This is a genomic window from Protofrankia sp. CiP1_Cm_nod2 (genome assembly GCF_920664355.1).
Classification (GTDB): Bacteria; Actinomycetota; Actinomycetes; order Frankiales; family Frankiaceae; genus Protofrankia.
In genome coordinates this window covers 1-14,575 of record NZ_CAKKTL010000127.1, presented here as the reverse complement: position 1 = coordinate 14,575, position 14,575 = coordinate 1, and the positions used below count along the sequence as shown (strand labels likewise).

General features: G+C 71.8%; 11 protein-coding genes. 4 read left to right on the top strand and 7 right to left on the bottom strand.

The annotated features are described in order from the left end of the window. Positions 1-175: 175 nt before the first annotated feature. The 4 genes from NBW84_RS14905 to NBW84_RS14890 all read right to left on the bottom strand — a co-directional run bounded on the left by NBW84_RS14905 (position 176) and on the right by NBW84_RS14890 (position 4,777). The gene (locus tag NBW84_RS14905) at positions 176-1,288 is read right to left on the bottom strand and encodes an ATP-binding protein (RefSeq protein ID WP_250285343.1); all 1,113 of its coding nucleotides are present in this window, start codon (positions 1,286-1,288) and stop codon (positions 176-178) included. A gap of 82 nt (positions 1,289-1,370) precedes the next feature. Continuing rightward, positions 1,371-2,768, bottom strand: coding sequence for a VWA domain-containing protein (locus NBW84_RS14900; RefSeq protein ID WP_445548724.1), 1,398 nt, complete (start codon positions 2,766-2,768; stop codon positions 1,371-1,373). A 47-nt stretch (positions 2,769-2,815) separates the two neighbouring features. Next, positions 2,816-4,276, bottom strand: coding sequence for a hypothetical protein (locus tag NBW84_RS14895; protein ID WP_250285341.1), 1,461 nt, complete (start codon positions 4,274-4,276; stop codon positions 2,816-2,818). Further along, positions 4,277-4,777, bottom strand: a complete 501-nt coding sequence (locus NBW84_RS14890) for a hypothetical protein (protein ID WP_250285340.1) — start codon at positions 4,775-4,777, stop codon at positions 4,277-4,279. It abuts the gene before it with no gap. A 613-nt stretch (positions 4,778-5,390) separates the two neighbouring features. On the opposite strand from NBW84_RS14890, the gene NBW84_RS14885 reads away from it, so the two are divergent. Further along, positions 5,391-5,570, top strand: coding sequence for a hypothetical protein (locus NBW84_RS14885; RefSeq protein WP_250285339.1), 180 nt, complete (start codon positions 5,391-5,393; stop codon positions 5,568-5,570). A gap of 512 nt (positions 5,571-6,082) precedes the next feature. On the opposite strand, the gene NBW84_RS14880 is transcribed toward NBW84_RS14885, so the two are convergent. Further along, complete coding sequence (locus NBW84_RS14880) at positions 6,083-7,387, bottom strand: nucleotide sugar dehydrogenase (protein WP_250285344.1); 1,305 nt, start codon at positions 7,385-7,387, stop codon at positions 6,083-6,085. A 349-nt stretch (positions 7,388-7,736) separates the two neighbouring features. Here NBW84_RS14880 and NBW84_RS14875 point away from each other — a divergent pair, with 349 nt between their 5' ends. Both NBW84_RS14875 and NBW84_RS14870 read left to right on the top strand, forming a co-directional pair. Next, positions 7,737-8,837, top strand: a complete 1,101-nt coding sequence (locus NBW84_RS14875) for a glycosyl transferase (protein WP_250285338.1) — start codon at positions 7,737-7,739, stop codon at positions 8,835-8,837. Further along, on the top strand, positions 8,834-9,706 hold the full coding sequence (locus NBW84_RS14870; RefSeq protein WP_250285337.1) for an arsenate reductase/protein-tyrosine-phosphatase family protein: 873 nt from the start codon (positions 8,834-8,836) through the stop codon (positions 9,704-9,706). Before NBW84_RS14875 ends, NBW84_RS14870 begins: the two co-directional genes overlap by 4 nt. Before the next feature lie 209 nt (positions 9,707-9,915). Here NBW84_RS14870 and NBW84_RS14865 read toward each other — a convergent pair whose 3' ends face one another. Next, the gene (locus NBW84_RS14865) at positions 9,916-11,868 is read right to left on the bottom strand and encodes an EAL domain-containing protein (protein ID WP_250285336.1); all 1,953 of its coding nucleotides are present in this window, start codon (positions 11,866-11,868) and stop codon (positions 9,916-9,918) included. A gap of 299 nt (positions 11,869-12,167) precedes the next feature. Then, the gene (wecB, locus tag NBW84_RS14860) at positions 12,168-13,355 is read right to left on the bottom strand and encodes a non-hydrolyzing UDP-N-acetylglucosamine 2-epimerase (RefSeq protein ID WP_250285335.1); all 1,188 of its coding nucleotides are present in this window, start codon (positions 13,353-13,355) and stop codon (positions 12,168-12,170) included. Positions 13,356-13,845: 490 nt separating this feature from the next. Here wecB and NBW84_RS14855 point away from each other — a divergent pair. Continuing rightward, positions 13,846-14,575, top strand: a 730-nt coding sequence (locus tag NBW84_RS14855) for a glycosyltransferase family 4 protein (protein ID WP_445548723.1), incomplete at its 3' end; no start/stop codon positions are given.

Here is a 14,575-nt window from a genome sequence, read left to right as displayed (position 1 = left end):
GGCCCGTCCAGGCCCGCCGCCACGGTGCCGTCCGCCGCGGGCCCACCTGGCACGCCCGCGAGCGCGTCACCGGCCAGCGCGACGCCGGCCGGTCCGTCGTCGGCCGGCCCGTCGTCGGCCGGCCCGTCGTCGGCGAGGGTGCTCATGGCGTCCCGGCTCCTCTCCGTCGCCATGCTCAGGACAGGACGGCGATCGCCTGGCGCCCGCCCTCGAGAAACTCGGGCCACAGGCCGCCGTCCTTCCTGCCCCGTGGCTCGACCACGCCGTGCAGGTACCTGTTGAGGATGGCGAGGTCCTCGGGGCTGCGCCGGGCGAGGGAGCCGACCAGTGAGCTCGCCAGCGTGCCGGCGTGCAGCCGCTTCTCGCCGAAGAACTGGCTGTGCAGGATCGCGTCCTCCAGGACGCCGATCTGCTCGGCCGTGGACAGCGCCGACTCGAGCTTCTCGTCGTCGCTGGTCGCCGACGCGGCAGCGGTGCGCAGGTCGGCGAAGCTCTGCAGCAGGATGTCGAGCAGGGTCGGCGGGACGTCGAGCTCGATCTGGTGGCGGCGCAGCAGCTCGGCGGTGCGGAACCGGACGATGTCCGCCTCGCTGCGTCTGTTCGTCACCACGGGGATCCGGACGAAGTTGAAGCGCCGCTTGAGCGCCGAGCTCAGGTCGTTGACGCCCCGGTCCCGGCTGTTGGCCGTCGCGATGACCGAGAAGCCGGGTCTGGCGAACACGACGTTGTCGTTGTCCAGCTCGGGGATGGACACGTACTTCTCGGAGAGGATCGAGATCAGCGCGTCCTGGACGTCGCTGGTCGAGCGGGTCAGCTCCTCGAAGCGGCCGATGACGCCACGCTCCATCGCCGTCATGATCGGCGACGGGATCATCGACTCGCGGGACTGCCCCTGGGCGATCACCATCGAGACGTTCCACGAGTACTTGATGTGGTCCTCGGTGGTACCGGCGGTGCCCTGCACGACCAGCGTCGAGTCGCGGCTGATGGCGGCGGCGAGCAGTTCGGCGAGCCAGCTCTTGCCGGTCCCCGGGTCGCCGATGAGCAGCAGGCCGCGGTCGGAGGCGAGGGTGACGACGGCGCGTTCGACCAGGCTGGCGTCGCCGAACCACTTCTGGTCGACCTGGCGGCCCAGCTTGTCGGACTTCTGGGAGCCGAGCACGAACAGCCGGACCATGCGCGGGCTCAGCCGCCACGAGTAGGGCTTCGGCCCGTCGTCGACGGACTCCAGCCAGTCCAGCTCGTCGGCGTACTTGACCTCGGCGGGGGCACGCAGCATCTCGGTCATCGAGGTTCTCCTGCGGTGTCGGCTTGCGGGGGAAGAGGGGTCGGGAAGACGCCGGCGCACGGGGTGGCGGCGCCGGCCGTCCTCAGGTCAGGAAGTTCTTCAGCTCGACGACGAGCTTGCGGATGTGGCCGGAGATGACCGGCGTCCCCAGGTCCTTGAAGCGCTGCCGGAACCAGGGGTTCACGCTCGCCTGGCCGGAGCTGTTCACGGACCCGACCGGGATGAACTTCGCGCCCGAGCGGTGGATCGCCTCGAACGAGGCGAACAGCTGCTCGACGTGGGACTCGTAGTAGTCCGAGATCCACACCAGCACCGTGTTGCGCGGATCGGTGATCTTCGGACGGGCGAGCGTCATCGCGGCCGTGCCGTCGGTGCCGCCGCCGAGGCGGGTGCGCAGCAGGACCTCGAACGGGTCGTGCACCCAGGGGGTGAGATCGAGCGCGCGGGTGTCGTAGGCGACGAGGTGGACGTCCACCCTGGGCAGCCCGGCGAAGATCGACGCCAGGATGGTGCAGTTCACCATCGCGTCGACCATCGAGCCCGACTGGTCGACGACCACGATCAGCCGGGCCGGCGTGGTGCGCCGCGCGGTCTGCCGGTAGTACAGCCGGTCGACGTAGAGGCGCTGGTCCTCGGCGTTCCAGTTGGGCAGGTTCTTCCAGATCGTGCGGTCGATGTCGAGGTTGCGGAACACCCGCTTCGGCGGCACGGAGCGGTCGATCGTCCCGACGCTCGCCTTCTCCACCTGGGTGCGCAGCACCTCGGCCACCTCGTCGACGAACCGGCGGATCAGCGCCTTCGCGTTGGCGAGCGCGACGCCGGACAGGTTGTGCTTGTCGCGCAGCAGCTGCTCGACCAGCGACATGCTCGGGGTGAGCCGGCTGGCGAGCGCGTTGTTCGCCAGCACCTCGCGCAGACGCATGCGGCGCACCAGATCGGCCTCGACGTCGGCGAGCGTGCCGTTCAGCTCGAAGCCGTCGCCGGCGCCCGTTCCCGCGCCGGCCCCCGGCCCGAGCGCCCGCCGCAGCCACTCCGCGTCGGACTGCCAGCCGGACAGCTGGGTCGCCGACACGCTGCCCGCCCCGGTCGCGAACACGTTGAGCAGCAGCTTGGAGACCAGCGCGGCGCGCCGCACCTCGTCCATTCCGACCCCTGTGCCCGCTCCGGCCTCCGCGCCAGCCCCGTCCGAGTCGTCCACGACCTCGTCGTTCGCGGTCTCGCTGTTCGCGGTCTCGTTGCCCTGGCCCAGCAGGCCCAGCAGATCGGCGGCGAGCGTGGGGAAGCGCTGCACGACGGTGTCGACGGAGACGGCCGGGTCCAGGAGGGCGGCCGGCAGGTCGAGATCGTCGACGATCGCCAGGCTCGCCGACTCCAGCGCGAGCTGCTCGTCCACGGCGAAGATCCGGGAAAGCAGCCGCCAGTACAGGACCTGGCGCCGGTTCTCGGCGACCGTGTCGAACGGGCCGGCCTCTCCCGCCAGGGCCTGCCGGGCCTGCCGGGCCTGCCGGGTCACGTTCGTGGATGTGGTCACTTGCGCAGCAGCCTTCCGGCGCGTTCACGCAGGACGGCCACCGTGTCGCCGTTCCTGGCGTGCGCCTTCGCGATCTTCGGATCGGTGACCCCGAGGGCCCAGTCACCGGCGTGCGCTGCCGTCGGCTTACGCCTGACCACGGCCTGGGCCGCGAGCGGGCGCAGCCGCCAGGCGCCGCCGTCCCAGCGCAGCAGCCCGAGGCAGGCGGACGAGACGGCCAGCAGCTCGGGAGTGAGCGGGCCGTGGCTCGCCGCCGGGTTCGCGGCGACCGGGCTGACGTCGACGTCGAGTACGGCCCCGTCCAGGTCGAGCGTGACCGTCCGCCGCTCGGCGTCGAACGCGGCCGCGTAGTCCTCCACGAGCACCGGCTCGGCGATCCGGACGGGGTGGCGGTCCAGCGGCACCGCGGCCGGCGCGACCGCCCCCGCGAGCAGGACCCGGGCGGTCACGAACGGATCCGCCGCGTCGGCGAGCCGCGCCGCGTCCTCCCGCCACAGCAGATCGCCGCCCTCGAGCAGCGCCATCTCGACGATCTCGACCGCGCGGTGCTCGGCGAGCGCGCCCAGCAGGACCGGGTAGGCGCTCAGCAGGTGCCACAGCGCAGGCCCGACGATCGTGTCCACCTTCGCGGCGCTCACCCCGGCACGCACCAGCCGCGGCGGCGCGTCCGCGCCGCCGGTGGCCTCGAGGATCCCGTGCACCTGGACCCGGACAGCGGTGTCGTGCTCGGCGATCTCGGCGCCGAGCACGAGCAGCCGACCGGACACCCGCTCCGCCGTGTCCGCGTCCGGTGTCCAGCCGCCTCGCCAGGCGAGCAGTTGGGCGCGCGTCCACAGGTCGCCCCAGCGCCGGACCGGGAGCCGCGCCGCGGCCCCCACCGGGCAGGAGGCCCGCAGCTCGGTGGCCAGGCCGTCGACGAGCACCGCCAGCCGGCGCAGGCCCGCCTCGGTCCACGCGGCCTCGCGCGCCCGGGAACTCGACGAGACCAGCTCGTCGTCGACGCCGCGCCAGCCGGTGATCGCCAGCTCGCGCAGCCACGACCGGCAGCCGGCAAGCGCACCGTTGCCCGCCGGCCCGGACGCGCCGGCCGCCGGCGGCCCGTTCCCCTCCGGCCCGGCATCCCAGGTCAGCCGGTCTCGACCGAGCGCCGCGTCGAAGCCCGTGAGCAGCGCGTCGTGCGCGGCGCCGAGGAGGGCGGCACGGGCGCCGGCCGACGCCACCAGCGCGTCGTCGCCGGCCGAGCCGACAACGATCTTCTCCACGGCCTCCGCGGCCCGCGGGCCGAGCGGGGTCGCCGCCACCGCGCCCGCCAGGGCCTCGAGCGCGTCGACGGCCGACGGGCCCAGCCGGCCGAGGCCGTCGGCCAGGGCGTCGTCGAACCCGTCCACCACCGTGAGGGCCGCTTCGACGCCCGCGGGCGCGGACCCGGTCAGCGCACCCAGCTGCGTCGCGCGCATCTACAGCACCGCCCGTTCCGCCGGGAACCAGTCGAGCTCGGGAACGGGCCCGGCGACGTCGGGCCGCTCCAGGTAGCCGAGATGTCGTAGGAAGCCGCTGAAGACGGTCGCCGCGGGCTGCTTCTCCTGCTGCCCGCTCAGGCCGGCGATCAGGTCGGCGGCCGACGCCGCGCCGTCGCCGACGTCGGCGCGCAGGTAGCGCGCGACCCGGCCTGCCCCGTACTGGAGCACCGCCGCGTCGACGAGCGTCTGGAGGTGCTTGCACATCGCCCAGGTGTTGAGCCCGCCACAGGGCCGGTTGTTGTTCGTGCTGCAGTAGTACGCGTGCGTCCCGGCGGCGATCGACGAGACGTACACCCGCTCGATGTCCGAGCCGCTCGACACGACCCCCTGCAGCCGCCCGTCGGCCAGCTCGACGAAAGGCACCTTCGCCAGCGCCCGGGGCGGGACGGGCGCCCCGACCCGCCCTGTGCTGCGCCGTTCCTCGTGACCCGTCGCCACCGCTCATCGACCTCCGTCGCTCGACCGGCCATCACCGACCGGTCGCTGCCGATCAGCCCGGTCTGCCCGCTGTTGTATCGCGGGGGTCCGACAGTTCTAACCGGGGCGATCAGGACAGATCGGAATGGGCCATACGGCGACCCGGAGCAACCACGTGCCAGTGTGCGACCAGAGCCGGGACGGCAGCCCGCGGATACCTTCCGCCCACATCAACATCCGCGGTGCCGTCCCACCAGGAACGGCGACGAACCGCACGCGAGGCTGCCATGGACGAACTGGTAGCCCTCTCCGAGGAGTTCGACGGCTACCGCGCGACCGACAGGCCCTATCGTCGCACGGAAGCGCCATGACCTTCGCCGCGCTGCTCGACACGTGCGTCCTGTTCCCCATGCACCTGCGCGACAGCCTGTTACGCCTCGCGATCACCAACCTCTACCGTCCGCTGTGGTCGCCACACATCCTGCGGGAGCTCCAGGACGCACTCGTCCGCGAGGGTTCGGCGTCACCGGAGGCAAAACGTATAGTCATCCACAATGGGGCACGCGGCCCGCAAGACACTCACCGACTCCCACCTACGGCTCCGTGCACGTCTACATCGGGGTAGAGTGCATGTGTGGAGATCTATGGTGTGGTCGTCCCAGAGCCGCACGAAGTTGTGGACGAAGCTCCACCGGACGTAGTCGCTGCTGTTGCGGAGGCTGACGAGACGACAGACGACGCCATCGTCTGTATGAGCTTCCAGGCGTTCGACGATCTGTTGAGCGAGTTTGTCGAGCACCCGCAAGCCAGCTAACCCCGGAAAATGTTCAGCGGCACGGAGCAGTTACCGTGCTCAACATGCCCACCTTCCAGCCGGAGAGCCGGTTTCTCGCCGAGTTCCACCGACTCAGCGCTGCGGATCAGGCTGCGTTCCGACGTGCGGTGGTGCTGTTCCACGAAGGGCTGGTTGCTGGGCGGTTCCATCCCTCACTACGCGTAAAGAGCTACCAGTCTCTCCCGGGTGTCAACGAGATGACGTGGGCACGTAACGGCCGCGCCCTGTGGCGCTATGGGCTACCTGTGCGGCCTGGGCATGCTCACGTAATCTGGCTACGGATCGGGACACACGATATATACAAGCGATAGAAGCGCCCTCCCACAAACCATCGTTGACCGCTCCGCTAAAAGCATAATAATCATATTATTTGATTGTGTTTGCAAGGCTCCAGTCAGGTGGATCGGTGGCCGGGTGGTGTCCGGAGGGCTGCCGGACACCACCCGGATTTGGTGGCTGTCCGTTGGCGGGCTGGCCGTCGTCGGGTTGGGTCAGAGGAGTTCGATCTCGGCGGTGGCGGGTGGCGCGGCGTCGTGGTGGCCGGAGCGCTGGGTGGGCAGCCAGCAGCGGGTGTCGAGGACGGCGCGGGCGCGGCGGGCCACCAACTCCCGGGAGAACGCGTCGTGGTCGACCAGGACGACCACGAGGTCGGCGGCGGCGACCTCCTCGGCGTCCGCCTCGACCAGGGCGACACCCGACGGCAGGCAGGAGGCGTCGACGTGCGGGTCCGCGGCCCGCACGTGCGCGCCGAGCCCGGCGAGCAGCGTGGCGACCCGCACCGCCGAGGACTCCCGGGCGTCACCGGTGTTCTTCTTGTAGGCCAGCCCGAGCAGCAGGATGCGGCTGCCGTTGACCGCGCTGCGCCGGCGGTTGAGCATCTCCAGGACCCGGCGCACGACATGGTCGGGCATGTGGTCGTTGACGTCGTTGGCGAGCTCGACGAAACGGAAGCTGCGCCCGAGGCTGCGCCGTACCCGCCACGACAGGTAGGAGGGGTCGATGGGCAGGCAGTGCCCGCCGACCCCGGGGCCGGGGGTGAAGCGCAGGAAGCCGAACGGCTTGGTGGACGCCGCCTCGATCGCCTCCCACACGTCGACCCCGAGCTCGTGGGCGAACATCGCCAGCTCGTTCACCAGGGCGATGTTGACGTGGCGGAAGGTGTTCTCCAGCAGCTTGGTCAGCTCGGCGGTGCGGACCGAGGCCACCGGCACGGTCGTCTCGACGATCGAGTCGTAGAACGCCCGCACGGCCCGCAGGGACCGCTCGTCGACGCCGGAGACCACCTTCGGGGTGTTGACCAGGTTCCAGCTCGGGTTGCCGGGGTCGATCCGCTCGGGCGAGTAGCCGAGGAAGAACGACTCCCCGGCGGCGAGCCCCGAGGCCTCCTCCAGCAGCGGCCCGAACAGTTCGTCGGTGGTGCCGGGGTAGGTCGTGGACTCCAGGATCACGGTGGCTCCCCGCCGCAGTAACGGCCCGAGGCTGCGCCCGGAGCTCTCGATGTAGGAAAGGTCCGGGATGCCTTCACGCAGCGGGGTCGGGACGGTCACCACCGCGACGTCGAACTCGGACGCGTCCTGATAGCTCGATGACGCCCGGTAGCGGCCGCTGTCGATGGCCTCGGCGACGACCAGGCTCGGGATGTCCTCCACGTAGGACTCACCGTTGCTCAGCCGTTTGACCCGCCCCTCGTCCACCTCGATCCCGACCACGGACCAGCCGGCCTCGACGGCCCGCATCGCCAGGGGCAGACCCACGTAGCCCTGACCTACCACGACGAGCTTTCCGTAATTAGTCATAAGCATAGCGTGACATACCGAACCGCCGCCAAAGCGGAAGCATGGCCCGTGTCGCACCACAAGCCGAAGATCGACACCAGGTGACGCCCGGCGGGCATCCGGCCCGAACCCCGTGGACGGCGACACGACACCAGCGGCGACACGACACGACACGACACCGGCGGCGATGTCGGACGCGACACGACGAACGCCTATCCACACTAGTAGTAGTGTCTCTACTACTTAATGTAGCCATCTTTCGATCTTCGACCGGAGCCGGATCCCACCGGCCACCAGCGGCACGGCCATGACCGCTCCGTGCCGGCGGCGGCGAAGAACCCTCCCGGACCATCCCAAGGCGGTGGACGACGTGGTGCTTTCGGCAGTCATCGCACTTCTGATCACCGCGGTCACGACGCCGGCCGTGATCGCGGGCATGCGACATCTGGCCGTCATGGACACCGTGACCGAACGATCGTCACACCTGGTGCCCACCTGCCGGGGCGGCGGGGTGGCCATCGCTCTCGGCCTGTTCGCCGGCATGCTGGTACCCATCGTCGACCCGGCCGTGGACGCCCCCGCCGAGCTGTTCACCGTGGTGGTGGCCGCATCGCTGTTCGGCCTGCTCGGCCTCGCCGAGGACACCCACGGCGTGGCCGCGCTCCGCCGGCTCGGCCTGCAGATGGTCGCGGCAGCACTGACGATCATCGCCTGGGTCGCCGTGGCACCGCCCGACCTGCCGGTCGCCGTCATCCCGCTGGCCGCCTGCGCGGCGCTGGTGTGGATCGCCGGCTTCACCAACGCCTTCAACTTCATGGACGGGATCAACGGCATCTCGTCGGCCCAGACCCTGCTGACCGGCGTGGCCTTCGCTGTCATCGGGCACCGCAGCGGCCTGGACTTCCTCACTTACGGCGGAGCCATGGCGGCCGGGGCCGCGCTCGGCTTCGGCCCCTACAACTTCCCGCGGGCAAGGATCTTTCTCGGTGACGTGGGCAGCTACGCCCTCGGCGCGCTGATCGCCGTGCTGGCGCTGCTGGCCGTCGCGCACGGTGTGCGGCCCGACGCCGTCGTCGCCCCGCTGCTGGTCTACCTCGCGGACACCTCCTGCACGCTGCTGCGGCGGGTGCGCTCCGGCCAGCTCTGGTACGCGCCGCACCGCGGCCACGTGTACCAGTTGCTCACCGTCGCGGGCTGGTCGCACACCCGCGCGACGCTCGTGGTCTCCTCGGTCACCGCGGCGACCGCCGGCCTCGGCATCGTGATCTACAGTGCCGACGTGGCGGCGCGGGTGGCCGCCGGCATCGCCGCCGTCCTGCTCGTCCGGATGTATCTGCTGCTTCCCCGCTACCTCGACGGCAGGCGGCGACAGCCCCGGCCCGGTGCCGCCGCGCCCGGCCGGCACCGGGCCACGAACCCGAAGATGAGCGGGCACGGCGAAGCCCTGCACAACACCACCCCCGCGGTGTGACAGCCCCGGACGGCAACAGCCACAATGATCGCAAGAATCCCCGCGCCGCGATGACAGCCGCCCGCACGCCCGGCACACCCGGCACGCCTGGCACGGGTGGGCCCGCCGGCCCCGCGGCGCCGTGGCACATCCTGATCGTGTGCACGGGGAACCTGTGCCGATCGCCGATGGCCCAGTACCTCGCCGCCGCGCTGTTACAGGAGGCGCTGGGTACCGCCGCCGCACCCGGGGTGACCGTCACCAGCGCCGGTACCAGCGCACGTGACGGCACGCCCATCCACCCGCACGCCGCGTCCGTCCTGGCCGGACGTGGTCTCGACCCGCGTGCTTTCACCACCCGCCGCCTGCACGCCGGGCTGCTCGACAGCGCCGATCTGGTGCTGTGCGCGGAGCGCGGGCATCGCGCGGCCGCCGTGACGACCGCGCCGAAGACCGTCAGCCGTGCCTTCACCCTGCGGGAGTTCGCCCGGGTGACCGCCGGGCTCACGCCCGCCGACATCAGCCCGGACACCGCCGCCTGCCTGGGCGGGGCTCGCTACCTGGGCGGGGCCCGTGCGGCCGCCGCTCCCCCCGGCCGGGGGCCGGTCCGCTCACACGACTCGGCCAGCGACGGCACGCCAGCCGCTGCCGTGGGCCGTGGACCACTGCCCCCGGCCTCGGAGACGATCCGGATGTGTGGCCAGGCCCTCATCTCCCGCGCGTTGGCCCGCCGCGGCCTCCGCCGCCCCGCGGCTCCCGCTGACGACGACATCCCCGACCCGATCGGATCGCCGGTCGAGACGTTCCGGGTGTGCGCCGACCAGATCGGCGAGGCGCTGGCCCAGCCGCTGGAGCTGCTGGCCCGCGCCGCGAGCGGCATCGCCCGATGATGCGGACAGCGCGGCAGACGGCGTCCGCAACCGTCCACACCGAGCGTGGCTCGGATCAGGCCAGATCCGGACCCAGCCTGATCCGGCCCTGCTGGTCGTTGAGGCCGCTTTTTCGGCCGGTGAGCGTTACCCGACGACAAACAGGCAGCGATCTTCCCTAGCGACCGGCGCCCGCCCACGGGTACCGTCGTCCGCATAGTTACTTGTGGTTACATAACTGGTGTTCTGGACGACGGCATCGGTAATGGTTGTGTCTGCGGCAACGACAGCGGTTGCGACGGCGGCAGCCCTCGCGACAGCGGCGGTTGCGAGGGCACCGGCTCCACCGGCGACGCTGGCACCAGCGGCACCGATGATGGTGGCGCGGACGGCGATACCGGCGCCGGCCGGGACGGATGGGCCTGCTGGGGTGGGCGGGTCTGCTGGGTCCACTGCCGCAGCCAGGGGAGAACCTGCTCGCCGGCCATGGGCGGCGAGATGAAGTAGCCCTGCGCCTCGTCGCATCCCCAGGCCGCCAGCAGCGCCCATGACCTGGCCGTCTCGACGCCTTCGGCGACCATCCGCAGGCGCAGGGTGTGCGCCAGCGCGAGTGTCGACCGGACGATCTCCCCGGCCGCGGGGCTGCGCTCGACGTCCCGCAGGAAGGCCCGGTCGAGCTTGAGCTCGTCCGCGGGCAGATCCCGCAGGTAGGCCAGGGAGCAGTAGCCACTGCCGTAGTCGTCGAGGCTGACCCGCACCCCGAGCGCGCGCAGCCGGACGAGGGTGTGCTGCGCACGCTCCCGCTGCGTCATCAGGGAATCCTCGGTGATCTCCACGCAGAGCGCGGACGGGGAGACGCCCGCCGCGCCAAGGGCTTCGTGCACACCGGGGACGAAACCGGGGTCGACGATCACGGGCGCGGGCACGTTCACCGACACCGACAGCCGAGCGCCGGCGGCGTGCCAGCGTGCGCAGTCCGCGAGCGCCCTGGTGAGGATCTGCCTGGTCAGGGCGGGCATCAGGCCGGCGGCCTGGATGTCGGGGAGGAAGGTGTCGGGCGTGCGGATCCCGTCGACGGGATGCCGCCAGCGCACCAGCGTCTCCATCCCGGTGATACGGCCGGTGCGCAGGTCGGCCTTGGGCTGGTAGTACGGCTCGATCTCCCCGTTGCGCAGGGCGGTGCGCAGCTCGGCGCGCAGCCGCAGCCGGGCCGGACCGGGCCGGGCGCAGCTCGGGTCGTACACCCGGTGGCCCGCGGACGACTTCTTCGCCTCGCCCAGGGCGGAGGTGGCGTTGCGCAGGAGCTCGGGCACGTCCCGGCCGTGATCGGGAGCGATCGCGATGCCGATGCTCGCCTCGACCGGTACCGGCGTGCCGGCGAGCGTGCACGGCTCCCGCAGGACGTCGCGGACACCGGCCGCCGCGGCCTGGGCCCGCTCGGCGCCCACGTCGCGCAGCAGCAGGGCGAACTCGTCCCCGCCGATCCTTGCCACCAGGTTGCCGGCGCGTCCCAGCCGGCGGACCCGCCGGCCCACCTCGATCAGCAGCCGGTCGCCCTGTTCGTGGCCGAGGCTGCTGTTGACCTCTCGGAAACGGTCAATGTTGATCAGCAGTAACGCGCCGGAAGCGGGGGCGGGCCGCCCCGCCTCCTCCGGCCCCCGGTCCGGCCCCACGTCCTGGCCCTGGCCCTGGTCCGGGTCCCGGCAGCGCACCGGGCAGCCGTCGGAATGATCCCCGAACAACCGCGCGGCCTGGCCGAGAAACCCGTGTCGATTGGCGAGCCCGGTCAGTTCGTCGGTGCCCGCGAACCCGCCGGCACGATTCCCGCGCGAGCGGCGCAACAACAGCATGGCCGCCACAATCACGATCAGTATCAGCGGACATACCGAGATTATCAGCCACAAACCGGCCCCTGTGCGCAGAACCGTCCAACACGTCAACGATGTCGAGGCCACCGTCCAGCCGGCCAGAACCGTCACGACGACCCGCGGCCGGACCGGACGCGCCAGCGCGGCGTGCACGAACGGCCGCTGCCGCCACGCCGGGCCGGTGACACGGCCGGGCAGGCGGCCGACCGGATCCGCGACCGGGCGGACCGGCCGGCGGGACAGCCGGTCCGGCGTGGCACGTCCGTCCGGGGCCCGGCGGCGGATCCACCGCTCGGGCACGGGCAACGTCACCATCGGGCCGATGGTCCGCTGGCGGGATTCTGGTTGGCACGGCCACTGATGTCTACAGGCATCGATTCCCCTGAAATCCGGACTTGGGCGCTCTTGGCAGGCGGTCCGAGAGTAACGCGTCGGACTCGCCCGGTATGGACGAACTGCCGTTTCCGGAACGGGGCTATTCAGCCTCCCACCAGGCATTTCACAGCTATTTCAACGGCCGTCGGACCCGGTCGGCCAGCGGCGCCCACGGTGTGGTCTGCCGGAGAGGTCACAGCGTGGTCCGCGTGATACGCGGTACGCGGTACGCGGTACGTTCACCCACCCTGGGCGGTGGCGCCGCGCGGGGCCGCTCCCGCGGGAGCGACGGCCGCGGGAGCAACGCCCGCGGGAGCGACGGCCCGAGCGGCGATATCGGTCGGCTGGCGGCCGCGGCCGCCGTAGTCGCCCGCGAGCAGGATCTCGGCGATCCGCTCGCCGGCGCGGCCGTCCCACAGCGCGGGCCGCCGTGGCCGCGGCGGGTAGGCGAGCACCTCGGCCGCCACCGCCACGATCCGTTCGGGATCGGTACCGATGACCTGATTGGTACCTTCGGTAACAGTAACTTCACGTTCTGTATTGTCACGCAATGTCAGGCATGGGACGCCCAGGACCGTCGTCTCCTCCTGGACCCCGCCCGAGTCCGTCAGGACGACCCGGGCGCCGGCCTGCAGGGCGAGGAAGTCGAGATAACCGGCGGGCGGGAGCGTGGCCACCCCCGCCGGCAGCCGCCCCTCGACCCGAGCCCTGGTCCGGGGGTGCAGGGGGAACACCAGGGGGCACCGCTCGGCGACTTTCCCGAGCGCCTCGAGCAGCCCCGACAGGACGTCCGGGTCGTCGACGTTGGACGGGCGGTGCAGGGTCACCAGCCCGTACCCGCCGGCGCGCAGCCCGAGCCGGGACAGGACCGGCCGGGCCCGCGCGCGCTCGATGTTCGCCAACAGGGTGTCGACCATGACGTTGCCGACGAGATGCACCTGGTCGGGCCGGTAGCCCTCCTGGCGGAGGTTGCCGGCGGCGTCCGGCGAGGTGGCGAACAGCAGGTCGGAGACCCGGTCGGCCACCACCCGGTTGACCTCCTCGGGCATGGACCAGTCCCGGCTGCGCAGCCCGGCCTCGACGTGCGCCAGCGGGATGCCGGACTTGGCCGTGACCAGCGCGCAGGCGAGCGTGGAGTTGACGTCGCCGACCACCACGACGACGTCCGGGCGGACGGCGGCGAGCAGCGGCTCGAAGGCCGTCATGACCCCGGCGGTCTGGCCGGCGTGGCTGCCCGAGCCGGCGGCGAGGAAGTGGTCGGGGGCCCGCAGGCCGAGCTCGTCGAAGAACACCCCGCTCATCGCGGCGTCGTAGTGCTGGCCGGTGTGCACGAGCGTGGTGACGGCGCCACGCGCCACGGCCGCGGCCAGGACCGGCGCGACCTTCATGAAGTTGGGCCGGGCACCGGCGACGAAGAGGACATGCACGAGGGGACTCCCTGCTCGAAGCGTCAGACCGGCCGCCAGCCCGGCTGGTGGCCCTACCGCCGGCCCGACCACTGGCCCGGCTGTGACCACCGCATCCAACGCTGGCCGGCGCCGTTGCCCGCAGGTCCCTTTACCCACGGGAGCCACTGCCTACGGGATCCGGAGCTGCTGCCTACGGGATCCAGCAGACCACCAGATGTGATTACTTCAGGTGACCATATCGGCGCCACACCGGACGTGTACATACGGATAGTATCCGTTCGACTACGATAAGCTCTGTCACGCTGACTGCACGTTTTCCCCGCTATCTCGTACTCACTCGCACCCGGGAGCCAACCGTGAACTTCGCCCGCATCGCGTGCGCAGCGCCGAGGTGGCTGCGGTGACCGGATCAGCAGGACCGGCGGGACCGGCGGGACCGGCAGGACCGGCAGGAGCAGCGGGACCAGCGGAACCGCCGGGAGCGGCCGGGACGGCCGGCCGGCGGCCGCTGCGGGTGCTCCTGATCACCCACTACTTCCCGCCCGAGGTGGGCGCCCCGCAGGCACGTCTCGCCGAGACGGCCCGGGCCTGGGCGGCGGACGGCCTCGACGTCACGGTCCTGACCGGGATGCCCAACCACCCCACCGGCGTCGTGCCGCCGGAGTACCGCGGCGCGTGGCAGCGGATCGAGCGACGCGACGGCTACCGGGTGATACGGACCTGGCTGTACGCCACCCCGAACGAGGGGATCGTCCGCCGGACCCTGTCGCACCTGTCGTTCACCGTGACCAGCGTGCTGCTCGGCGGGCGGGCGGCGGGAGCGGCCGACGTGGTGGTCGTCTCGTCCCCGACCTTCTTCCCACTCGGCTCGGCGTGGCTGCTGGCCCGGCTGCGGCGCGCGCGCCTGGTGGTCGAGGTCCGCGACCTGTGGCCGGCGATCTTCGTGCAGCTCGGCGTACTGCGCGACCGTCGGGTCATAGCCGCGCTCGAACGGCTGGAGATGGCCGCCTACCGGGCCGCCGACGCCGTCGTCACCGTGACCGACGGCTTCCGGGACGACATCGTCGGGCGCGGCATCCCCGCCGGCAAGGTCCACACGATCCACAACGGCGCCGACCTGAGCCGGTTCAGCCCAGCCCCCCCGGCGGCTCCACCAGCACCGGCCCCGCCGGCCCCGCCGGCGCTGGTGGAGCCGCCGGCCCCGCCAGCCGCGGCGGAACCGCCGGTGGCAGCGGAGC